The sequence below is a fragment of the Pseudomonas moraviensis subsp. stanleyae genome, assembly GCF_036283065.1.
Taxonomy (GTDB): domain Bacteria; phylum Pseudomonadota; class Gammaproteobacteria; order Pseudomonadales; family Pseudomonadaceae; genus Aquipseudomonas; species Aquipseudomonas stanleyae.
The window spans coordinates 86,512-109,458 of record NZ_JAADJI010000007.1 but is presented as its reverse complement, the minus strand read 5'-3'; the positions used below and the strand labels follow the sequence as shown (position 1 = coordinate 109,458).

At 61.1% G+C, this 22,947-nt stretch carries 19 protein-coding genes, 1 tRNA gene and 1 pseudogene; 6 read left to right on the top strand and 15 right to left on the bottom strand.

What is annotated here, in order from left to right:
- Positions 1-10 precede the first annotated feature (10 nt).
- Positions 11-379, top strand: coding sequence for an endonuclease domain-containing protein (locus tag GXB78_RS14050; protein WP_329515809.1), 369 nt, complete (start codon positions 11-13; stop codon positions 377-379).
- 188 nt (positions 380-567) lie between these two features.
- On the opposite strand, the gene GXB78_RS14045 is transcribed toward GXB78_RS14050, so the two are convergent.
- From GXB78_RS14045 to ptsP, 4 genes are all read right to left on the bottom strand, one after another.
- A complete protein-coding gene (locus tag GXB78_RS14045; RefSeq protein WP_329515808.1) occupies positions 568-2,109 on the bottom strand; it encodes an alkaline phosphatase D family protein in 1,542 nt (513 codons plus the stop codon).
- Between the two features lie 171 nt (positions 2,110-2,280).
- Positions 2,281-4,014, bottom strand: coding sequence for a PTS fructose-like transporter subunit IIB (locus GXB78_RS14040; RefSeq protein WP_329515807.1), 1,734 nt, complete (start codon positions 4,012-4,014; stop codon positions 2,281-2,283).
- An 11-nt stretch (positions 4,015-4,025) separates the two neighbouring features.
- Positions 4,026-4,967: a 1-phosphofructokinase gene (gene pfkB / locus GXB78_RS14035; RefSeq protein WP_329515806.1), complete on the bottom strand. Its 942-nt coding sequence runs from the start codon at positions 4,965-4,967 to the stop codon at positions 4,026-4,028.
- On the bottom strand, positions 4,967-7,828 hold the full coding sequence (gene ptsP / locus GXB78_RS14030) for a phosphoenolpyruvate--protein phosphotransferase (RefSeq protein ID WP_329515805.1): 2,862 nt from the start codon (positions 7,826-7,828) through the stop codon (positions 4,967-4,969). Before ptsP ends, pfkB begins: the two co-directional genes overlap by 1 nt.
- Positions 7,829-8,133: 305 nt before the next feature.
- On the opposite strand from ptsP, the gene cra reads away from it, so the two are divergent.
- Both cra and GXB78_RS14020 read left to right on the top strand, forming a co-directional pair.
- Positions 8,134-9,129 (top strand): catabolite repressor/activator, encoded by a 996-nt coding sequence (gene cra, locus GXB78_RS14025; RefSeq protein WP_227973672.1) that lies wholly within the window; start codon positions 8,134-8,136, stop codon positions 9,127-9,129.
- 3 nt (positions 9,130-9,132) lie between these two features.
- Positions 9,133-9,909: a TatD family hydrolase gene (locus tag GXB78_RS14020; protein WP_329515804.1), complete on the top strand. Its 777-nt coding sequence runs from the start codon at positions 9,133-9,135 to the stop codon at positions 9,907-9,909.
- 122 nt (positions 9,910-10,031) lie between these two features.
- Here GXB78_RS14020 and GXB78_RS28185 read toward each other — a convergent pair whose 3' ends face one another.
- The 5 genes and pseudogenes from GXB78_RS28185 to GXB78_RS14000 all read right to left on the bottom strand — a co-directional run bounded on the left by GXB78_RS28185 (position 10,032) and on the right by GXB78_RS14000 (position 15,992).
- On the bottom strand, positions 10,032-10,736 hold the full coding sequence (locus tag GXB78_RS28185; RefSeq protein WP_408005132.1) for a methyl-accepting chemotaxis protein: 705 nt from the start codon (positions 10,734-10,736) through the stop codon (positions 10,032-10,034).
- Positions 10,737-10,889: 153 nt separating this feature from the next.
- Positions 10,890-11,093: pseudogene (locus GXB78_RS28180) on the bottom strand (HAMP domain-containing protein); the annotation flags it as partial.
- A 1,254-nt stretch (positions 11,094-12,347) separates the two neighbouring features.
- Complete coding sequence (gene ampE / locus GXB78_RS14010; RefSeq protein ID WP_329515802.1) at positions 12,348-13,187, bottom strand: regulatory signaling modulator protein AmpE; 840 nt, start codon at positions 13,185-13,187, stop codon at positions 12,348-12,350.
- Complete coding sequence (ampD, locus tag GXB78_RS14005; RefSeq protein ID WP_329515801.1) at positions 13,184-13,744, bottom strand: 1,6-anhydro-N-acetylmuramyl-L-alanine amidase AmpD; 561 nt, start codon at positions 13,742-13,744, stop codon at positions 13,184-13,186. The genes ampE and ampD overlap by 4 nt, the downstream gene beginning before the upstream one ends.
- A 64-nt stretch (positions 13,745-13,808) precedes the next feature.
- Complete coding sequence (locus tag GXB78_RS14000) at positions 13,809-15,992, bottom strand: DUF1631 domain-containing protein (RefSeq protein WP_329515800.1); 2,184 nt, start codon at positions 15,990-15,992, stop codon at positions 13,809-13,811.
- 265 nt (positions 15,993-16,257) lie between these two features.
- Here GXB78_RS14000 and nadC point away from each other — a divergent pair, with 265 nt between their 5' ends.
- A complete protein-coding gene (gene nadC / locus GXB78_RS13995; RefSeq protein WP_329515799.1) occupies positions 16,258-17,106 on the top strand; it encodes a carboxylating nicotinate-nucleotide diphosphorylase in 849 nt (282 codons plus the stop codon).
- Between the two features lie 117 nt (positions 17,107-17,223).
- Here nadC and GXB78_RS13990 read toward each other — a convergent pair whose 3' ends face one another.
- Positions 17,224-17,523 (bottom strand): DUF6388 family protein, encoded by a 300-nt coding sequence (locus GXB78_RS13990; RefSeq protein WP_064119459.1) that lies wholly within the window; start codon positions 17,521-17,523, stop codon positions 17,224-17,226.
- Between the two features lie 353 nt (positions 17,524-17,876).
- On the opposite strand from GXB78_RS13990, the gene GXB78_RS13985 reads away from it, so the two are divergent.
- The gene (locus tag GXB78_RS13985; RefSeq protein WP_329515798.1) at positions 17,877-18,128 is read left to right on the top strand and encodes a type II toxin-antitoxin system HicA family toxin; all 252 of its coding nucleotides are present in this window, start codon (positions 17,877-17,879) and stop codon (positions 18,126-18,128) included.
- Positions 18,125-18,466, top strand: coding sequence for a type II toxin-antitoxin system HicB family antitoxin (locus GXB78_RS13980; RefSeq protein ID WP_056782875.1), 342 nt, complete (start codon positions 18,125-18,127; stop codon positions 18,464-18,466). The genes GXB78_RS13985 and GXB78_RS13980 overlap by 4 nt, the downstream gene beginning before the upstream one ends.
- A gap of 21 nt (positions 18,467-18,487) precedes the next feature.
- Here the strand turns inward: GXB78_RS13980 and GXB78_RS13975 are convergent.
- The 5 genes from GXB78_RS13975 to rbfA all read right to left on the bottom strand — a co-directional run bounded on the left by GXB78_RS13975 (position 18,488) and on the right by rbfA (position 22,803).
- Positions 18,488-18,560: transfer RNA gene (locus GXB78_RS13975), tRNA-Thr, on the bottom strand.
- A gap of 196 nt (positions 18,561-18,756) precedes the next feature.
- Positions 18,757-20,862 (bottom strand): polyribonucleotide nucleotidyltransferase, encoded by a 2,106-nt coding sequence (gene pnp, locus GXB78_RS13970; RefSeq protein ID WP_329515797.1) that lies wholly within the window; start codon positions 20,860-20,862, stop codon positions 18,757-18,759.
- Between the two features lie 204 nt (positions 20,863-21,066).
- Positions 21,067-21,336, bottom strand: a complete 270-nt coding sequence (gene rpsO / locus GXB78_RS13965) for a 30S ribosomal protein S15 (RefSeq protein ID WP_016771751.1) — start codon at positions 21,334-21,336, stop codon at positions 21,067-21,069.
- A 143-nt stretch (positions 21,337-21,479) separates the two neighbouring features.
- Positions 21,480-22,397 carry a tRNA pseudouridine(55) synthase TruB gene (truB, locus tag GXB78_RS13960; RefSeq protein WP_024011571.1) on the bottom strand — a complete coding sequence of 306 codons (918 nt, stop codon included), beginning with the start codon at positions 22,395-22,397 and terminating at the stop codon, positions 21,480-21,482.
- 4 nt (positions 22,398-22,401) lie between these two features.
- The gene (rbfA, locus tag GXB78_RS13955; protein ID WP_016771753.1) at positions 22,402-22,803 is read right to left on the bottom strand and encodes a 30S ribosome-binding factor RbfA; all 402 of its coding nucleotides are present in this window, start codon (positions 22,801-22,803) and stop codon (positions 22,402-22,404) included.
- Positions 22,804-22,947 lie beyond the last annotated feature (144 nt).

Below are 22,947 nucleotides of genomic sequence, written 5' to 3'. Positions count from 1 at the left end.
CCGTGAAGCCATGCCAAGCCGCCCTACCCTCGCCCAATTCGCCCGCCAGTTACGCACCAACCAGACAGATTGCGAACACCTGCTTTGGCAGCGTCTGCGTTCCCGGCAGATCGCCAACCTGAAGTTTCGTCGACAGTTTCCATGTCCACCGTATGTGCTGGACTTCTACTGTGTGGATTTGAAGTTGGCGATTGAGCTGGATGGTGGGCAGCACTTTGAAACGGCCGGAGTGATTCATGACCGGCGCCGGTCGAACTTCCTGTATCAACAAGGCATTCAAGTCGTGCGATTCAGTAATCTTGAGGTGCTTCAGCAGATGGATGATGTGTTGGAGCAGATCATCAGTATTGCGGCGGACAGGAGAATGCCCTCACCCTAGCCCTCTCCCAGAGGGAGAGGGGACTGATTGGGGGATGCTTGAGATCGACGCCGACCTGAGCGTTCTTCACTGAATCCAAAACCATAATCACCTAGGTCTTCCAGGTCGATGCATGACACAAGACACCTCGGTCGGCTCCCTCTCCCTCTGGGAGAGGGCTGGGGTGAGGGGCTTTTGATCCAGAGTGACTAAACAGGCTGCAACTTCTGCTCAAACACCGCCACCCCATCCAGATCCCGCAACACCACACTCATCTCGCCACTCTGCCCTTCGATATTCACCTCACCGAAAAACTGAAACCCGGCAAACGGCGAGGTGTTCTGTGCGGGCGGCGCCTTCTCGAAAACCACCTCCGGCCCAAACGTCTTGTCCAGTGGATTCGGCCCGAAACTGCCGGCATTCAGCGGCCCGGCGACGAATTCCCAGAACGGTTCGAAATCCTGAAACGCGGCGCGATCCGGGTGATAGTGATGCGCAGCGCAGTAGTGCACATCCGCCGTCAGAAACACGAAATTACGCACCTGCTGCGCGCGCAGGAATCCGAGCAGCTCGGCGACTTCCAGCTCACGCCCCTGCGCCGCGCCAGGGTCGCCGTTGGCCACCGCTTCCCAACGCGCAACGCCCGGGCTGACCTCGCCGTCCGGGACGCCAAGGCCGATGGGCATGTCCGCCGCAATCACCTTCCACTGCGCCTTCGATGCCTTTAATTCGCGCTTTAGCCAGTCCAGTTGCTCGCGCCCGAGAAAAGGTTTTGCCGCGCCAAGGTTGTCATCATTGGCTTCGCGATAGCTGCGCATATCCAGCACGAAGACATCGAGCATCGGCCCGTAATTGAGCTTGCGATAGATCCGCCCGCCACCGTCCGCCGTCTGCAAACGCATCGGCGCATATTCCAGCCATGCCTGTCGGGCACGGCCGACCAGCTTGTGGATATCTTTCTCCTGATAGCGTTCATCCAGTTGCTTGCCCGGTGACCAGTTGTTGACCACTTCGTGATCGTCCCACTGCCAGATCTGCGGCACTTCGGCGTTGAAGCGGCGGATGTTTTCATCCATCAGGTTGTAGCGATAGTTGCCGCGATAGTCGTCGAGCGTCTGCGCGACCTTGCTCTTGGCTTGCGTGGTGATATTGCGCCAGACGCGGCCACTTTCGGTGGTCAGTTGCGCGGGCACCGGGCCGTCGGCGTAGATGGTGTCGCCGCTGTGGATAAAGAAGTCCGGCAGGCGCAGGCGCATGGCTTCGTAGATGCGCATGCCGCCGATGTCCGGGTTGATGCCGAAGCCCTGGCCGACGGTGTCGCCGCTCCAGACAAAACGGAGGTCACGCCTGGCCGTCGGCACGCTGCGCAGATGACCGAACCACGGCTCGCTGGCAACGCCGCTCTGGGCGTCTTCGAAGTGCACGCGATAGAAAATTGCCTGGTTGGCCGGCAGGCCGGTGAGTTCGACGCGGGCGGTGAAATCGCTGCGTGCATCGGCAAGGGGCGAGACGAATTTGCGCGGGTTGCCGAACAGGCTGCCGGTGTCCCACTCGACCACCATGCGCGCCGGGCGATCACTGCGGCTCCAGATCATCGCGCGGTCGCCGAGCAGGTCGCCGGACTGCACGCCGTCAGTGAGCTGCGGACGATCCTTGACCGAAGCAATCACCGCCGGCGCCAACCCCGGCAGCAACAGCCCGGCACCAACCGCTTGCATGACGCGACGCCGGCCGAGATTGAAATCGCTCATGGTGTTCTCCCTGCAAAAGGGAAAACTTAAGCACGGCTGTATGAACCCGCTATGACAACGCAGACTCCTGTGGGAGCGAGCCTGCTCGCGAAAGCGATGTGTCAGTCAACCTGGACGTCGCTGGCAGACCGCCTTCGCGAGCAGGCTCGCTCCCACAGGGTTTAGCGGGTGTCAGGCATTGACGGGTTCGACTGCCAGCTCGACAGCCTCAGGCCGCTTGAGCAGCGCATACACCACCGCCGTGACCAGGCTCCCCGCAACAATCGCCAGCAGATACAGCAACGCATGGTTGATCGCATTGGGGATCGCCAGCACGAACAAGCCACCGTGCGGCGCCATGAGTTTGCAGCCGAAATACATCGACAAGGCGCCGGTCAGCGCGCCGCCGGCGATGCTCGCCGGAATCACCCGCAGCGGGTCTTTCGCGGCAAATGGTATCGCCCCTTCGGAGATGAAGCACAGGCCGAGCACGAAGGCTGCTTTGCCGGCCTCGCGTTCAGTCTGGGCAAACTTGCGCCGGGCAATGAAGGTGGCGATGCCCAGGCCAATCGGCGGCACCATGCCGGCGGCCATGGTCGCGGCCATCGGTGCGTAACTCTGCGAGGCCAGCAGCCCCACCGAGAACGCATAGGCAGCCTTGTTGATCGGCCCGCCGAGGTCGACGCACATCATGCCGCCGAGCAATACGCCGAGCAGAATCGCGTTGGTGGTGCCCATGCTGTCGAGGAACTGCGTAAGCGCAGCGAGCATGCCGGCGACCGGTTTGCCGACCACGTAAATCATCACCAGGCCGGTGACCAGACTGGCCAGCAACGGGATGATCAGAATCGGCTTCAACGCTTCCAGGCTCTGCGGCAATTTCACATAGCGGGCGATGGCTTTGGCGGCGTAACCGGCGATGAAACCGGCAATGATCCCGCCGATGAATCCGGCGCCCAGAGTGCCTGCGAGCAAGCCGCCGATCATCCCCGGAGCAAGGCCCGGGCGATCGGCGATCGAGTAGGCGATGTAACCGGCCAGCAGCGGCACCATCAGCTTGAACGCGGTTTCGCCGCCGATCTGCATCAGCGCCGCTGCCAGCGTGCCCTCTTCCTTGTACGCGGTGATGCCGAACACGAAGGACAACGCAATCAGCAAACCACCCGCCACCACCATCGGCAGCATGTACGAGACGCCGGTCAACAGGTGTTTGTAGACGCCGGTTTTCTCGGACTTGGCCGGGGCCTTGCCGTCGCTTGCCGCACTTTCTACCGCACCTTCGGCCAAGGCTTTTTTCAGCGTTGCTTCGGACTGCTTCAGCGCAACGCCAGTGCCGCAGCGATAGATTTTCTTGCCGGCGAAACGCTCGGTGGCAACATCGATATCCGCCGCCAGCAGCACCACGTCAGCCTCGGCGATGGCCGTTGCGCTGAGCGGGGTTTTCGCGCCCACCGAACCTTGAGTTTCGACCTGCAATTCATAGCCCAGACGCTTGGCAGTCTGCTGCAACGCTTCGGCGGCCATGAAGGTGTGGGCGACGCCGGTCGGGCAGGCCGTGATGGCGACGATGCGTGGTGCACGTGGCGCATCGATCGCCGGTTCGACCTCGCTGGCCACGTAGACTTCGGCCTCTTCAGCACCGCGACGCAGCACCGCTTCGACATCCTGCAAGGCCTGCGCCGGAGCGATCTGGAACACGCGCTTGCCGACAAAGCGACTCATGTCCACCGCGCCAGTGGTGACCAGCAACACCCACTCGGCGGCTTCGATTGTCGCCGCCGACAATTCGCGTTCCGGGTGCGCCGGATCGACCACTTCGACGCTGGTGCTCCAGCCCTGACGCTGCGCCGCTGCATCGAGCAGACGCGCGCACAGCACACTGGTGACCATGCCGTTCGGGCAAGCCGTAACAATGGCTAACTTCATGACAAACCCTCTTATTGTTCTGTCAGGGGGCGCACGCGCACGCCCTGTTCGAGCTGCGCCAGTTGCGCAGGGTCGTTGATGCCAAAACCGATCTGGGTCACCGCCATCGCCGCAATCGCGGTGGCGGTGCGCAGGGTTTGTTCGGGGGTGTCGGCGCTGAGCAGACCGTGGAGCATGCCGGCGAGCAATGAATCGCCTGCACCCACGGTGCTGGCGACGCTGACCTTCGGCGGCGAGGCATGCAGGGCCGAGCCGACACTGAACCAGTTGACCCCGTCGGCGCCGTGGGAGATCACCACGTGCTCGATGCCTTGCCCGTGCAAACGTGCGGCGGCTTGTGCTTCGGCAATCGGCGAAACCACTTCGCAGCCCAGTGCATGGGCCAGTTCTTCGGTGTTCGGTTTGATCAGCCAGGGGCTGGCGTGCAACGCGGCGCGCAAGGCTTCTCCGCTGGAATCGAGGGCGACTTTCAAGCCGAGGGCATTGAGCTTCTCGATCAGCTCACGCAACCACTGCGCAGTGACGCCGCGCGGCAAGCTGCCGGCGACCACCACCGCATCGTGCCCCGGTGCGATCTGCAACAGTCGATCAAGCAGAGCTTGCTGCGCTGTTGCATCGACCACTGGCCCCGGGCCGTTGATGTCGGTGATGCGCCCGTCCTGTTCGGCGACTTTGATGTTGCTGCGCGTCTCGCCCGGCACGCGGATGAACGCGTCGACGAAACCGCGCTTGGCGAACAGGGTTTCGAATGCTTGCAGATTGTCTTCGCCGAGAAAGCCGCTGACGGTGACCTGATGGCCGAGGTCCGCCAGCACCTGGGCGACGTTGACGCCCTTGCCCGCAGCGTGGGTGTGCATCTCGTCGCTGCGATTGACCTGACCGGCATCCAGCCGCGACAGCTCAACGGTGAGGTCGAGTGCCGGGTTGAGGGTCAGGGTGAGAATCTTGGCCATTACAGGGCCTCCACTAATGCGCGCACTTCATTCGCGCTGCCCACGGCCAGGGCCTGTTGAGCGAGGGTTTGCGCCTGGGTCAGGCTGAGTTCACGGATGCGCGCCTTGACTTCGGCAATGCTGCGACCGGACACACTGAGCTCATCGACGCCGAGGCCGACCAGCACCGGCACCGCCAGCGGATCGGCCGCCAGCTCGCCGCAGACACCGACCCATTTGCCATGGGCATGGGCGGCGCGCACGGTGATGTCGATCAGTTGCAGCACTGCCGGGTGCAAGCCATCCGCCTGCGCCGACAGGGTCGGATGACCACGGTCGATGGCCAGGGTGTATTGCGTGAGGTCGTTGGTGCCGACGCTGAAGAAGTCGACTTCCTTGGCCAGCACCGGCGCGAGCAGTGCGGCCGACGGCACTTCGATCATGATCCCCAGTTGCAGATCAGCGACCGGAATTTCCTTGCGCAGACGCTCGGTCATGTCGCGGGCCTGGCGCCACTCTTCGACGCTGCCAACCATCGGGAACATGATCCGCAGCGGGCGATTGTCGGCCGAGCGCAGCAAGGCACGCAGTTGCGCTTCCATGATCTGCGGACGCTGCAAGGTCAGGCGAATGCCGCGTACACCGAGGAACGGGTTTTCTTCCTTGGCAATCGGCCAATACGGCAGCGGTTTGTCGCCGCCGACATCGAGCGTACGCACCACCAGCGGCCGCCCGGCGAGACCGTCGAGGACGCGACGGTACTCGGCCTCTTGCGTCGCCTCGTCCGGCGCCTGCGGGTGGGCCATGAAAATAAGTTCGGTGCGCAGCAGGCCGATACCTTCGGCGCCCTGCTCCACCGCACTGGTGACACCGGCGCTTTCGCCGATGTTGGCGAATACTTCGACCGCATGACCATCGGTGGTGTGCGCCGGTTGATGACGTTGTTCGGCGGCGATCTTCAGGCGTTGCTCGCGGCTGTCGCGTTCTTCAGCGGCGCGTTGCAGCGTCGCGGCATCGGCGTCGACATGCAGACGGCCACGCTGACCATCGAGCAACAGCGGCGTGCCCGGTTCGAGCAGCAACACCGCCGCTCCCGCACCGACCAATGCCGGAATTCCGAGGGCACGGGCGACGATGGCGCTGTGCGCGGTAGCGCCACCGCGCGCGGTGAGGATCCCCGCCACTCGCGCAGGATCCAGCCGCGCGACATCGGATGGGCCGACTTCGTCCATCACCAGAATGTACGGTTGCTCCGGCTCGTTCGCGGTCTGCACGCCACACAACTGCGCCAGCACCCGGCGACCGATGTCACGCAGATCCGCGGCTCGCTCGGCGAGCAAAGCGTCCTGCAGCGCTTCCTGCTGTTTCGCCGCTGCTTCGATCACCGCCATCCACGCCGCTTCAGCGCTTTCGCCTTGCTTGAGGCGGGTGTCGACTTCGTCAGTCAGATCCGGGTCGTCGAGCATTTCCTGGTGGGTGATGAAAATCTCGCGAATCGCTTTGGCCTTGCTGCGTTCGATCAAGCCCTGAATGTCGCGGCGCACGTCGCTCAGCGCTTGCTTGAGGCGCTCGCGCTCGATCGCCGCCGACTCGCCGCGCAACGGGTAATCGATGGCCTGCAGCACCTGAATGTGCGCCGGGCCGATGGCGATGCCCGGGGCGGCGGGGATCGCTTGCAACAGGCTGCCGGAGGCCGGAGCGACCAGCACTTCGGCGATGTCGGCGATCGCTTCGCGCTGCTGACTCACGGCCGGCAGCGGCTCGACCTCTTCACCGAGGCCTTCTTCAATCGCCGCGAGCAGGGCCGGCAAGGCATCGGCGGCGATGCTTGGTTCGGCGATCAGCTCCAATACCTGACCGCGCCGGGCGCCGAGGCTGAGCAGTTTGCTCAGGCTCTTCACCGACACGGCACTGTCCTGACTGTCGACGATGCGCACGCGAATTTCGCCATCAAAGCTTTTCGCCAGTTGCGCAAGAATTTTCGCCGGGCGCGCGTGCAAGCCATGGGCGTTGGCCAGGGCAATGCGCGCGCTCGGCCAGTCAGCCGGCAGTTCACCGCCGAGCACTTCGAGGACTTTGCGGCTGCTGGTGGCGCGGCCCAGTTCGTGGCCGCGACCTTCGATCAGCAACGCGCACAGACGCTCAAGCAGGGCCTGATGCGCTTCGCCCAGGCTCGCCAGGCAGAACAAACCGCTGAGCGGCTGGCCAAGGTAGCGCATCGGTTTATCCGGGGTAACGAACGCCAGTCCCGGACGCTTCACGGTCTGCTCGCTGTGCAGCCACCACAGGCCATCGCCCAATGGCAGCGCTTCGACTTGCTGCAACACGCCGGCAAAGCCGTTGCTCACGCAGTCGGCCTGACGCAGCAGACGCGCGCCGCGCCAGACCAGCTCTTCGAAATCGTCGGCCGACACACCGAGGCCGATCATCTGCGCGTCCAGCGCCAGTTCCTGCGGCGCGCCTTGCAGCAACTTCAGCAACGCTTCGGGCGAGCTGGCACGACGCAACGCCTGGCCCAGATCGGTCTCGCCGAGGGCGCGGGTCAGCAGTTGCAGCAGGCGCAGGTGTTCGTCGGATTTCGCCGCGATGCCGATCGCCAGATAGACGATCTGGCCATCGCCCCAATCGACGCCATCAGGAAACTGCATCAGGCGCACGCCGGTGGCGAATACCTGATCGCGGGTTTCCGGGGTGCCGTGGGGAATGGCGATGCCTTGACCGAGAAAGGTCGAGCCCTGGGCTTCCCGGGCCTGCAGGCCAGCGAGGTAACCGTCGGCCACCAGACCGTCGGCGACCAGATGACTGGCGAGCAATTGCAGGGCGGCGGGTTTATCCACGGCCGACTGGCCCATGGATATCTGCTCTATAGTGAGCTCGAGCATGCGATCTCCTTTTTGGCGCAGTTCAACGCCAGGTATTGTTTTGAATGGTTCACAGCTTAGGCGCTCTGCCGCGCTTTTCAGCGGCAGTTTTGGCGGTTTCACGGCAGGACCGGCCAAAGGCGTCCAAAACGTAGAAAATACGCTTGCTGAAACGTTTAATCTAGATTGATCGGCACGTTACTCGATAATGTCTCATCCTTGAAGTCCAACTGGTCGGATCTGCCCAGGCAATAAGTCGGCTGCCCTTATCGGGTAGGATTGGCGAAAATGTCGCGGCATGCTCGAAAAAACAAGGAAATACCGGGTTGAAACTCAGTGATATCGCGCGGTTGGCCGGCGTCTCCGTCACCACCGCCAGCTACGTCATCAACGGCAAGGCCGAACAGCAACGCATCAGCAACGCGACCGTCGAGCGCGTGCGCGCGGTGGTCGATCTGCATGGCTTTACGCCCAATCCGCAAGCGGCCGGCCTGCGCAGTCGGCACACGCGCACCCTGGGCTTTATCCTGCCGGATCTGGAAAACCCCAGTTACGCGCGGATCGCCAAGTTGCTCGAACAAGGCGCCCGGGCGCGCGGTTATCAATTGCTGATCGCCAGTTCCGACGATGCGCCGGACAGCGAGCGCCAGCTCCTGCAACTGTTCCGCGCCCGTCGCTGTGATGCGCTGATCGTTGCCAGTTGCCTGCCGGCCGGCGATGACAGCTACCGCCAGTTGCAGGCCAAGGGTCTGCCGATCATCGCCATCGACCGGGTCATGGAGCCGGAGCATTTCTGCTCGGTGATCAGCGATGACCGCGAGGCCAGCCTGCACCTGACCCAGAGCCTGCTCGATCCGCAGCCGAAACAGATCGTGCTGCTCGGCGCCCGCCCGGAATTGAGCATCAGCCAGGAACGTGCTGCCGGTTTCCGCGAAGCGCTCAAAGATTTCCAGGGCGAGGTGCTGGTCGAGCACGCCGAGTCGTTCAGCCGCGAGTGCGGCAAGCAATTGATGGAAGAACTCCTGCAGCGGCTGGGGCATTTGCCTGATGCGCTGGTGACCACGTCCTACGTGCTGCTGCAGGGCGTGTTCGATGCGCTGCATGATTTCCCGCTGAAATCGCGGCCGCTGCGCCTTGGCACCTTCGGCGACACGCAGTTGCTGGATTTCCTGCCGCTGCCGGTCAACGCCATGTCCCAGCAACACCAGTTGATCGCCGACAAGGCCCTGGAACTGGCCCTGGCCGCCGTCGAGCAGGACGATTACCAGCCGGGCGTGCAAGCCATTGCGCGGACCTTCAAGCAGCGTATTCATCGGGACTGAATCGTGGAGCTGATCGACAGTCACACCCACCTCGACTTCCCCGACTTCGATGCCGATCGCACGGCGCTGCTGGCCGAAAGCCGCGCCCTCGGCGTGCGGCGCATGGTCGTGCTGGGCGTGCATCAGGGCAACTGGCAAAGGGTCTGGGATCTGGTGCAGAGCGATGCCGACCTGTATGCGGCGTTCGGATTGCATCCGGTGTTTCTCGATCAGCATCGCCCCGAGGATCTGCACGCACTGGGTGACTGGCTGACGCGCCTGCGCGGGCATCGGCAGTTGTGTGCGGTGGGCGAGATCGGTCTGGATTATTTCATCGAAACCCTGGATCGCGAGCGCCAGCAAGCGTTGTTCGAAGCACAACTGCAACTGGCGGTGGATTTCGATCTGCCGGCGCTGATCCACGTACGCCGCAGCCATGCGGCGGTGATCGCCACGCTCAAACGCTTCAAGCTCAAACGCGCCGGCATCATCCACGCCTTCGCCGGCAGCCGCGAAGAAGCACGGGAATACATCAAGCTCGGTTTCAAACTGGGTCTTGGCGGCGCACCGACCTGGCCGCAGGCGTTGCGCATGCATCGGGTCCTGCCGGAACTGCCGCTGCACTCGGTGGTGCTGGAAACCGACTCACCGGACATGGCCCCCGCCATGTTCCCCGGCCAGCGCAACAGCCCGGCGCATTTGCCGGCAATCTGTGCCGCGTTGGCCGAGCTGATGAATATCACGCCTGAACAACTCGCCAACGCCAGCACCGCCAACTGCTGCGAAGTCTTTGGCTGGTAACCGATCCCCTTGTAGGAGCTGACGAGTGCAACGAGGCTGCGATCTTTTGACTTTGCATTTGAAGATCAAAAGATCGCAGCCTCGTTGCACTCGTCAGCTCCTACAGGGGGACGGTGAATGGCTCAGACTCGAAACGCGCTGATCAGTTGTTTGAGTTCAACCACCTGCGCGGACAGTGCGCGGCTGGCATCTTCGGTCTGGTGTGCGCCTTGCGCCGTGCGTTCGCCGGCGCGGTTGATCTCGACGATGTTCTGGTCGATGTCATGCGCCACAGCGGTCTGCTGCTCCACGGCAGCGGCAATCTGCTGGTTCTGGTCGACGATCATGCCCACCGCGCCGAGAATATTTTCCAGCGCCTGCTGGACCTTCTCCGACTGCCCCACCGTGCCATTGGCCATCTGATGGCTGATGCCCATGGCCTTCACCGCCGCGCCGACGCCGCCATGCAGTTTGGCGATCATCTGCTCGATCTCTTCGGTCGATTGCTGGGTGCGCTTGGCCAGGGTGCGCACTTCATCGGCGACCACGGCAAAGCCGCGGCCCTGCTCACCGGCCCGCGCCGCTTCGATCGCGGCGTTGAGCGCCAGCAAGTTGGTCTGTTCAGCGATGCTCTTGATCACTTCCAGCACACGGCTGATCGACTGGCTGTCGCTGGCCAGTTGATTGATCACCAGCACCGACTGATCGATCTCGCTGGCCAGCGCGGCAATGCTGTCCTGCTGCGATTCCACCAGCCCGCGTCCGCTGAGGGTTTCATCGTTGACGCTGTGGGCGCTGCTCACCGCAGCGGCGGCACTGCGGGCAACCTCCATTGAAGTCGCCGACATCTGGTTCATCGCCGTCGCCACTTGTTCGATCTGCGAACGCTGCCCGGCGACAGCCTGATTGCTCTGTGCCGACACGCTTTCCACCTGCCCGGCCTGACGCTCGACTTCGCCAACGGTGTGGCCGACGCGTTCGATCAGGTCGTGAATCTTCTTCACCGTGCCGTTGAACACCTCTCCCAACTCGCCCAGTTCATCACGGCTGCTGGCCTTGAAATTGACGGTCATGTCACCGGCCGCGACCTTGTCCATCATCGCCCCCAGGCTTTTCAGGGTGGTGCGGGTCGAGGCGTAGAAACCGCCATAAAGATAGAAAATCAGCACGAACACCACTGACAGCGCCGAGGCCTGCAGGATCATATGCGTGCGGTTCTGCGCCAGGCGCCGTTGCAACTGGCTGTCGAGAAATTTCAGCGTGGCCTGATTGAGCTGGTAGGTGTGTTCCATCAGCCCGGTGACCTGATCGTAAAACCCCTGCCACGGCGCATCGAGGGTGTCGGCCATCACCACTTGTTCTTCGAACAGTTCGCTGGCCTGCTTGAGCGAAGCCTTGCTGCTGTCGGCCTGGGCACTGAGCGATTCGCGGGCGGCGCTGCTGGAAGCAAGGGCGTCTTGCAGTTTCAGCGCGTACTCGGCCTGGAGTTTTTCGATCTGCACCAGCAATTCGTCAAAACGTGTGCTCGAGGAGCTATTGAGAAAGCCCTGGCCCAATGAGTACGAACCCATTGCCCGGCCTTCGCCGAGGATTTGCGTGACGCTAGGGGTGATCAGCGTCACCAGTTCGCTGAGCTGCCGAATATCGCTTTGATTATCGCGACTGAGGCCAGCCTGACTGCTGATGATCTGGCTGAAAATCTGCGCACTGGCCAGCAATTTGCCGATCAACGCGCTTTTGCTTTGCCGCGAGCTCTCCGCTTGCTGGGCCTTGAACGCGGCGATCATTTCATCGCGCTTGGCCTCGAATTGCTTGATCTGCTCCGGGTCGTCGGTCATCGCCGTCAGCCCTTCGAGACGCGCGAGCACGGCCTGCTCCAGGGTCTGGATCTGCGCTTCGACATTGCCCGCCTTGGCGGACTGGCCGAGGGTGACGTCGATCTGCACCAGATTGTTCAAGGTCTCCAGATCCCGACGCAGGGTCAGGCTGCTGCCCAACAGGTCGAGGCTCTGCAGTTCGACACGGGTGCCCTGAAATTCGCGATAGGAGTCGCGCACCAGATAGAAATTGGTCACCAGCATCGGCACCAGGAACAACACGCTGATCAGGCTGAACTTCATGCCGAAGCTCAGACGGTTCATCAGCGAGACGGCGGGATAGAGCAAGCTCTTCACTGGAAGTCTCCCTTGGTTTTTCTTGTTTTTATTGGCAGGCGCGGGCGACAGCAGATAGCCACTATCGGGCGCTATCTCTGTATAGCTCAAATCAGCGGAGGGTTTTGTAACTTAAGGTTAATGGCAGAAGGACGAACGACAGCCACTGTGGCGAGGGAGCTTGCTCCCGCTCGGCTGCGTAGCAGTCGCCAATCAGACAAAACTGTTGTAGGTGACGAAACAGCGAGGGCGGCTTTGCCACGCAGCGGGAGCAAGCTCCCTCGCCACAATGTTCACTTCAGATCATCAGTGAACCAGAACAGTCCACAAGGCAAACCCGGCATACCACAGCACCGCCGCGCGCAGCAGCAGTTCCCACAGGCAGTCGAGGGTGTTGATGCCGTCCGGGCCGACCGCTGGGGGCGGGATCTCTCCAGCGGCGAGGCCGACCTTGTTGATCAACTGTGCAGCGCTGATGTTCCAGTTGAGCAGCTCATGCAGCATCACGCGGCTGACCGCGACGAAGTTGCCAACCAGGGCCAGGCTCGCCGCCAGCAAACGCACCGGCACCCAATCGAAGGCATGACGCAACTGCGCAGCGCGCTCGACCAGCGCCGGGTTGATACCGTGCTCTTCGGCCAGCGCCAGCAAGCGATAGGCCAATGCCGCCACCGGGCCGAGGAGGAAGTACCAGAAGATCACCGCGAAGAAACTCTGATAAGCCTGCCACAGCAGATGCCCTTGCACCTGCTCGAGCAATTGCTCGCCGCTGTCGGCGCAGATGTTCAGGTCGCGCTTGGCCACATGCGCCGCCGCTTGCAGATCCTCACGGCGCCAGGCATCGCGGAACGGCCCGAGACCGCCGAGCAGATCGCCACGCCCGAGGCTGTAAATCACCACCAGCAAATGCACCGGCAGCGCCAGCAAACCGTACGCCACTGGTTCCAGCACCAATAGCAACAGCGCCAGCAACGCCACTGGGAACAGCACCAGAATCGTCAGCACCAGCCACGGTTGTTTGGCCAGCCGTTCACTGCTTTCGAGCTTGTGCAGTTCGCGGATCCATCCGCCGTCGCGTTGAAGCCGATGGCGCAGGGCCGAAAACTTCTCGATCCACACCGCCAGCAGTAACACCAGAAAACTCATTGTCCTTCCTCTTTTGCCAGGGCGGCGCGGTAGCGTGCCCAGTCGAATGCCGGTCCCGGATCGGTCTTGCGCCCCGGAGCGATATCGCTGTGGCCGCAGATGCGTTGATCGGTGATCGCCGGAAAACGTTCCTGCAACTGCCGGGTCAGCGCCGTCAGCGAGCGATATTGTTCGTCGGTGAACGGCAGATCATCGGTGCCTTCCAGCTCGATGCCCACGGAAAAATCGTTACAGGTTTCACGACCTTCGAACATCGAAACGCCGGCATGCCATGCCCGCGCAAGACAAGAGACAAACTGGGTGACCTTGCCGTCACGTTCGATCAGAAAATGCGCCGAGACGCGCAGGTCAGCGATGCCTGCAAAGTACGGGTGTTCGGTGACATCCAGACGATTCTGGAAAAATTCCTGGACCTTGCCGGTGGCGAACTGCGCCGGCGGCAGGCTGATGTTGTGGATGACCAACAGGGACACTTCGCCCGCCGGGCGCTCATTGAAGTTGGGCGACGGGCAGATCTGCACGCCATGACACCACCCGCTCGCGGGATCCAACTGCATACCGATTCCTTCAACGCCGACCATGTGGGCGCCCAGTATGCCGCGATCCGCCCCCGGCGCGCGATCACTTGCCGCGATTGAGTCGCCGCAGGTCGCCCAGCACCGCTTCCAGTGCGCGGTCGAACAACAAGGTGTCATCCAGTGCGCGCGCGACGCCACGGCTCAATGCCAGGGCCAGATCGGTGCGGCTGCGCTCCAGCACTTTCATACCGGTACGGTCGACGAAGACATATTTGCCGGTCTCATCGATGATCGCCGCGAGTTTGCAACGCAAGGTCTGTTCGTCGTCCTCGTCGAACACCACCCAGTTGCCCACACGCAACTGCTCGACCTGAGACAAACCGGCAGCGCCATGCGCCGAGCCCGGTGCTGGAGCGGATGCCGCAGCTTGCTCGGCGCTGTGCTGCAAAATCTGCGGCGTGACTTCGATCTGCGGCGTGACGCTGTGATCGGCGGCCTCGGAGCGCTCCAGCACGCGCACATGCAGAGCCTCCAGTTCACTGAAGAATTCGCTGGTGGCGAACGGGTCGAACGCAGTGCTGCTCAGGCCATCGCGCAGCGACTTGAGCAGACCCGGCACCAGCGCCAGCAGACGCAGGCTGGATTCGCCGTCGTCGTGGCGTTGCACGCTCCAGACCAACTGTTCCATGGTCTGCACATCGGCGTGCCATTCGGCAGACTGATCGCCATGCTTGAGACAAGTCAGCAACAGCACTTTGCTCCAGGCCTGCTGGACGAAACTGACCACTGAGGCCGGCAGCACTTTGCCCAGCAATGCCTGCTGCAACGCCTGCGCGACGCGATGCTGAGCCAACTCGGCTTTCGCCCGGCCTTCCTCGGCATCGCGCAAGCGTTGTTCGAGCAGTTCGGTGCGGCGGCGTTCTTCCTGGGTGAAGGTGAGGAAGTCGGCGAGCAGTTCGGAGAAGATCGCCGGGTCGTCGACAAACTCGCTCAGCAAGCGCTGCACCACTTGCTCGATGCGCACGTAGAGGCTGTCGCGCTCAGCACCGTCGCAATCGCTCCAGCCCATGGCGGCTTCGGCGATTTCGTTGAGCAGGCGCCGCGCCGGATGGGTGCTGCGGCTGAAGAAACTCTTGTCCAGTACCGCAACCTTGAGCATCGGAATCTGCAATCGGCCGATCAGCGCCTTGAGCGCGTCGGGCACGTTGCGATCCTCGAGGATGCAGTCGAAGACCATGGCGATCAGGTTGATCACGTCTTCGTCGGCAGTCGCGACGACGCGGGAGCGGCCGCTTCTGACGCTGACCCGGGTCAGCAGCTGTTCGAGCTGATGACGCAGATCGAAATCTTCCTGAGCCTCCAGCGCCGGTACGTACTGCTGCAAGTGCGACAACAGACGCAGCAGGTCGCGGGTGTTGATCGGATGCGCCGGCGCGCCGGGTTCCAGTGTCGGTGTGACGCGGCCGCGCACGTGGGCGAGCAATTGCTGCATCGCGGCGAATACTTCCTCGACGCCTTCGTCCGCTGGCGGCGGCGCGTCGAGATCTTCAATGAAGGTGTCGCTGTCCGCAGGTTCGACAACGCGACGAGCCACAGCGGGTTTCAGATGCGGCAACACGCCGGTGGCGAGCAGCAACTGATTGGCCTCGGCGTACAACTGCTCGGTGTCAGCCAGCACGTAGCGTTCGAACAGTTTGAGCAGGATCAGCTTGACCTTGATCTCGACGCCAAGATTACGCCCGGCCTGCAGGAAATATTCGCAGAGCATCGCCGGGCTCAGCGGATTGTGCTGATCGTCGAGACGCTTGCCGAGCATTGAGCTGAACCGCGCCGTCAGTTGGTCGAGGGCGAAGCCGTCGCGTTTGAGCACACGGCTGACCATGGTCTGCACGGCGACGGTGCGCTCCATGGCATCGGTGCGCAGCGCCGAATCTTCGACCACCAGCGTGCGGGGCAGGGTATTGGCCGCCGGATCGTATTGAGTAAGACCGGCGAAGGCTTCGAAGAACAATTCGAGAAAGCCGCGCTCGATGTTCTTGCGCTTGAGGCGCAGGTCGCGCATGGCTTCGAAAAAGATGTTCTGATCGACATCGTTGCGCGCCCGGTCGGCCATTTCGAACAACGTGTCGTCGGCGTTATCGAACAGCTCCTGCAAATCGTGGCGCAGCTGCTGCGCAGCCTTGTCGCGGACTTGCAGCAGGATCACCGGCAAGCGGGCAAGCGGCGAGTGGTCCGCCAGATCGGCAGTCGCCCGGTGCAAAGGCACCACTTTCCCGTCGTTGCGCATCCAAGCCTCCTGGACCGGTGATTCGGTTCGTCGCTTTGACACTGCCCCAGCGGAGTCGTTCGTCAAAGCCATGACGTCAAATACAAGGCGGATTATCTGGCAAAAGATGTCGCCGATGCTATAGGCCTCAGGGTTTCCCCTATACGCCACGAACCCCGCCCTCGGCTGAGAAAATCGACCAGATGCGTCAGGCACGCGCGTTCTCGCCTTGGGTTGGCTCGCGCCCTGCCCCTATAATCGAACCACTTTGTTTGTGGAGTCCGTTATGCCGAATCTACGTCTCGCCGATCTGACCGCCGAAATCGAAAACAACGTGCGCCGTGCGTTGCTCGAAGACGTTGGCAGCGGCGACATCACCGCGCAACTGATCCCGGCCGAACGCCTGGCCAAAGCCACCATCATCACCCGTGACGACGCGGTCATCTGCGGCACCGCGTGGGTCGATGCGGTGTTTCGCCAGCTCGATCCGCGCGTGGCGGTGCATTGGCAAGTGGTCGACGGCCAGCGGGTCAAAGCCAATCAGCCGCTGTTTCATCTGGAAGGGCCGGCTCGCTCACTGCTGACAGGTGAACGCAGCGCGTTGAACTTCTTGCAGTTGCTGTCCGGTGTGGCGACCCGCGCGCAGTACCTGGCGGACTTCGTCGGCGAAACGCAGGTGAAGCTGCTCGACACCCGCAAGACCCTGCCCGGCCTGCGCCTGGCGCAGAAATACGCAGTGACCTGCGGCGGCTGCCACAACCACCGCATCGGTCTGTACGACGCTTTCCTGATCAAGGAAAACCACATCGCCGCCAGCGGTGGCATCGTTGAAGCCGTGGCCGCCGCGCACAAGATCGCCCCGGGCAAACCGGTGGAGATCGAAGTGGAAAGTCTTGAGGAGTTGAAGCAGGCGCTGGAGGCCGGCGCCGACATCATCATGCTCGACGAACTGAGCCTGGACGACATGCGCGAAGCGGTCCGCCTGACCGCCGGCAAAGCAAAACTGGAAGCCAGCGGCGGCATCAACGAAAGCACGCTGCTGCCAATCGCCGAAACGGGCGTGGATTACATCTCGATTGGCGCGATGACCAAGGATGTCAAAGCGGTGGATCTGTCGATGCGACTCAGTCTCTGAGCTGCAAGCTGCAAGCTGCAAGCTGCAAGCTGCAAGCTGCAAGCTGCAAGCTGCAAGCTGCAAGCTGAGCGATTCTGCTTTGACTTGTAGCTTGCAGCTCGAAACTTGTAGCTGCTTTTAAACGACTAGATTGTTCATCTCGCAGTACTCGTCCCACTCGACACCCAATACTTCCGCCGCTTCCTTGTGCAGCACAAGGCGCTGCGCCTCGAACTCCTCCGGCGTGCTCGTGTACTTGAGCGTCAGCTCCCACGGCTGCAAGCCCTGCGCTTCGGCTTCGTCTTCGAAGGCCCACTGGATCTGGTCTTTCTGATCATCAGGACTCAAGTCCTTGATCTCTTCCAACAGCTGCGGCGCATCCAGTTTGTATTTCTCGAGCGCTTGTTCGTGGCGTTGCTCTTGGGTCAATTCAGTCATGGGGTTCTCGCTGATCTTAAGAATGGAGGATGGATCTGGATCATCAAGGATCTCTCTGACGCAGGAAGCCATTGGGAGCTCGGGTTTTCCTGGCCTTCAGGACCATTCGTGGATCATGTGAAAACAACGGTGCTTGCTTGTCTGGAACAAAGGAATCCTAACAGAGACGCAAGCCAGTGCAACTGGGGGAATGAAATGAAGGGTGGTATGCGCTTGGTTACAGTTTCCTGTTTCCATGCGCGAAATTCACTGCGTATAAACCCTCACCATCGATTTTTCAGGTTACGACGAACGAACCTTCACATTGACCGCTTAAAAACGTGCAACTATATTCAGTTGCAAAAAAGGCCAGCATGTCAAAGACTGAAAAACTTCTCGCCAAGCTAATCAACGGGCAAAGCGCATTCATGTGGTCCGAGCTTGTGACTCTGTTAGGTCGGCTTGGTTATTCCCAACTGGAAGGATCCGGCAGCAGGATCAAATTCGACAATGGCGACCCGAGCGCAATGATCAACCTGCACAAACCACATCCCGGAAATGAGATCAAAACATACGCAAGACGCCAGATTATCGAGCAATTGAAAACAGGAGGCCTGATTCCATGAGTTCCCAGCTGCACTACAAAGGCTATGTTGGCTCTATTGAGGCGAGCACCGAGGATAAGTGCCTGTTCGGAAAACTCCTTTTCATCAGGGCATTGGTGAATTATGAAGGACAAACGGTGGCTGAGCTGGAAGCAGCCTTTCGCGAGGCGGTAGATGACTATTTGCAAACCTGTCAGCAGCTCGGGCAGAAGCCGGAAATTCCGTGCAAAGGATCATTCAATGTTCGCATCGGTCACGATCTGCATTTGGCAGCGGCTTTGGCGGCAACCCGTCAAAATGTGTCGTTGAATGATCTGACACGTCAAGCACTGAACGAATACCTCCAACACCACGCATGAAACCGAAGGCGAAAATTTTTTTGCCCGAGACAGGAATCGAACCTGCGACCTTCGCGTTACGAGTGCGCTGCTCTACCGGCTGAGCTACACGGGCGGTGCGCTAAACCTAGCACCGGTTTTCACAAAAGCAAAGATCGCAGCCTGCCGCAGCTCCCACATGATCGGGTTATCACACCGCTTCTGTAGGAGCCGCCGCAGGCTGGGATCTTTTGCTCTTTATTTCAGGCAAAAAAATGCCCCCGCCGTGTTCACGGCGGGGGCATCTTCATTGCGCTAAAGCGTTGGGGTGATTAAACGCCCGAAGCCTTGGCAGCTGCCACGTCTTTGATGGACAGCTTGATACGGCCGCGGTTGTCCACGTCCAGTACCAGCACTTCCACTTCCTGGCCTTCTTTCAGGATGTCGGTGACTTTCTCTACGCGAGCGTCGCTCAGCATCGAGATGTGCACCAGACCGTCCTTGCCCGGCAGGATGTTGACGAATGCGCCGAAGTCGACGATGCGCTCAACCTTACCTACGTAGATCTTGCCGATCTCGGCTTCTGCAGTGATGCTCAGAACGCGCTGACGCGCTGCTTCTGCGGCATCCTTGGTTTCGCCGAAGATCTTGATCGAACCGTCGTCTTCGATGTCGATCGAAGCCTTGGTTTCTTCGCAGATCGCACGGATGGTCGCGCCACCTTTACCGATAACGTCACGGATCTTGTCGGTGTCGATCTTCATCGCGATCATGGTCGGAGCGTTGGCCGACAGTTCGGTACGCGACTGGCCAATGATCTGGTTCATCTGGCCGAGGATGTTCAGGCGCGCTTCAAGGGCCTGGCCCAGAGCGATTTCCATGATCTCTTCGGTGATGCCCTTGATCTTGATGTCCATCTGCAGCGCGGTCACACCTTTGGCGGTACCGGCTACCTTGAAGTCCATGTCGCCCAGGTGATCTTCGTCGCCGAGGATGTCGGTCAGGACGGCGAACTTCTCGCCTTCTTTAACCAGACCCATGGCGATACCGGCCACCGGTGCTTTCATCGGTACACCAGCGTCCATCAGCGCGAGGGAAGCGCCGCACACGGAAGCCATCGAGCTCGAACCGTTGGATTCGGTGATTTCCGACACTACGCGGATGGTGTACGGGAACACGTCAGCGGCTGGCAGCATGGCCGAAACCGAACGACGGGCCAGACGGCCGTGACCGATTTCGCGACGACCGGCGCCACCCATGCGACCACACTCGCCTACCGAGAACGGCGGGAAGTTGTAGTGCAGCATGAACGGGTCTTTCTTTTCGCCTTCCAGGGTGTCCAGCAGTTGCGCGTCACGGGCGGTGCCCAGTGTTGCCACAACCAGTGCCTGGGTTTCGCCACGGGTGAACAGTGCCGAACCGTGGGTCTTCGGCAGAACGCCGACTTCGATGTTCAGCGGACGTACGGTGCGGGTGTCGCGACCGTCGATACGTGGCTTGCCGTTAACGATGTTTTCGCGAACGGTGCGGTATTCGATTTCGCCGAAGGCTGCCTTGACTTCAGCAGCGCTTGGCTGGCCTTCTTCACCGGACAGCTTGGCAACCACTTGGTCCTTCAGCTCACCCAGGCGAGCGTAACGGTCGGCCTTGATGGTGATGGTGTAAGCCTGGGAGATCGCTTCGCCGAACTCGGCACGGATAGCGCCCAGCAGCTCGGTGGCTTCAGGCTGTGGAGCCCAGTTCCAGGTTGGCTTGGCGGCTTCGGCAGCCAGTTCTTTAACAGCGTTGATCACAACCTGGAATTCGTCGTGAGCGAACAGTACCGCGCCCAGCATCTGGTCTTCGGTCAGCTCTTTGGCTTCGGATTCAACCATCAGTACGGCGTCGGAAGTACCGGCAACGACCATGTCCAGGCTCGAAGCGGCTTGCTGTTCATAAGTCGGGTTCAGCAGGTAGCCGGTGCTTTCGTGAAACGCCACGCGAGCGGCGCCGATCGGGCCGTCAAACGGAATGCCGGAAATGGCCAGGGCAGCCGAGGTACCGATCATCGCAGCGATGTCCGGATCGGTCTTCTTGCTGGTGGAAACGACGGTGCAGACAACCTGCACTTCGTTCATGAAGCCTTCTGGGAACAGTGGACGGATCGGACGGTCGATCAGTCGCGAAGTCAGGGTTTCTTTCTCGGAAGGACGGCCTTCACGCTTGAAGAAACCGCCAGGGATCTTACCGGCAGCGTAAGTCTTTTCCTGGTAGTGCACGGACAGAGGGAAGAAGCCCTTGCCCGGATCGGCTTGCTTTGCACCGACAACAGTCACCAACACGCTGACGTCGTCGTCAACGGTGACCAATACTGCGCCGGAGGCCTGACGGGCGATACGGCCTGTCTCGAGGGTAACGGTCGATTGACCGAACTGGAATTTTTTGATTACCGGGTTCACGGTGTCCTACCTTCTTTGTGGCTCTTGGGGGAAACGGTTTCTTGCGAATTCTTGGGCAATCTCGGGAATCGGCCCGATGGCAATTGTCCGGGTATTACAGGTAAAGCCATGCTGCAGATAAAACTTGAGGCTGGGAGCCTGCAAGACGCCAGCGGAAAACCGCTGACGTCCGACAGACCACCAACCTCATAGCGCAATCGCTGATTAGCGACGCAGACCCAGGCGAGCGATCAGAGCGGCGTACCGGCTCACGTCCTTGCCTTTCAGGTAGTCCAGCAGCTTGCGACGCTGGTTAACCATGCGGATCAGACCACGACGGGAGTGGTGATCTTTACCGTTGGCCTTGAAGTGACCTTGCAGTTTGTTGATGTTGGCGGTCAGCAGTGCAACCTGCACTTCTGGCGAACCAGTGTCACCAACAGCTTGCTGGTAGTCAGCAACGATTTGAGCTTTTTCTTGAACGTCGAGAGCCATGAGGCAATCCTTCCTTATCAGGAAACTGTTTCAGGGAAACAGCTTCAACAGGCCAGGGACAAATCCCTGTATCTATAAATGAGTAGTGACCATGCCTGTTAACAGCCACACTCGCCGGCCCGCTTAACGCAGACCGGTTCCGGTCATTCTGACCGAATCAAGCGACGCGGCGCGATACGCCCGTCTTCGCTCACTTCACCGATACCGATGAAGCGACCATTGTGATCCTGTACTCGCACCATGCCGAACTTCGGTGCATCCGGGGCACGTACCGGCTGGCCGTTGAGCCAGTAGAACGCGCTCGCTTCCGAGAAGTGCAGCAACGGCCAATCCTGCAGGCCGCTGTCCGATGGCATCAGGAAGCGGTCGACCGCTTCATTGCCGCCTTCGGCATGTACCGCTTCCAGCTCTTCGAGGGTCACGGTCTGCGCGAGGGTGAAAGGCCCGGCCTGGGTCCGACGCAATTCTGCGACGTACGCACCACAACCGAGTTGCTCACCGATATCCTCCACCAGGGTCCGAATATAGGTGCCCTTGCTGCAGTCCACCGCAAGCCGCGCAGTATCGCCTTCGAAGGCCAGCAATTCCAAGCGCGCAATAGTAACAGAACGCGGTTCGCGCTCCACTACTTCGCCTGCACGTGCCAGTTTGTACAGCGGCTGGCCATCACGCTTGAGCGCCGAGTACATCGGCGGTATCTGACTGATTTGCCCACGAAATTTTGGCAGAACCGCTTCGACATCGGCGCGACCAACGGTCACCGGACGCTCCTGCAAAACCTCGCCTTCGGCATCGGCCGTGGTGGTGGTCTTGCCCAGTTGCGCCAGGGTTTCATAGCCCTTGTCGGAATCGAGCAGGTACTGCGAGAACTTGGTCGCCTCGCCGAAGCACAGCGGCAACACGCCGGTGGCCAGCGGGTCGAGGCTGCCGGTGTGCCCGGCCTTCTCGGCATTAAGCAGCCAGCGCACCTTCTGCAACGCGGCGTTGGAAGTGAAACCCAACGGCTTGTCGAGCAGGATGATGCCGCTGACGTTACGACGGATACGTTTGACCTGAGCCACCGAATTACTCCTTGGTGTCTTCAGGTGCTGGAGCGGCAACGTGCTGATTGTCTTCAGCCACGGCGCGCTCGATCAATGCCGACAGGTGCGCACCACGCACGACGGATTCGTCGTAGTGGAAGTGCAATTGCGGCACGCTGCGCAGCTTCATTTCACGGGCCAATTGCATGCGCAGGAAACCTGCGGCGGCATTGAGCACCTTGATGCTTTGCGCGATGTCTTCAGCGTTGTCCTGACCCATCACGGTGATGAAAATCTTCGCGTGACCGACGTCACGGGACACTTCCACAGCAGTGATGGTGACCAGGCCGACGCGCGGGTCTTTGACTTCGCGACGGATCAGTTGCGCCAGCTCGCGCTGCATCTGATCGCCGATACGTTGGGTACGGCTGTATTCTTTTGCCATGATTTGTTACCTGTTACTGCCCAGCGGTGAAACCCGCAAGGTCTGAAAGCGGCAAACGCCCGGCCTGACAAAAGCCAGACCGGGCGTTGCGTTTAGAGTCCGGACGCTGTGCCGTGCATTTGCATGCTACGGCCCATCGCGGCC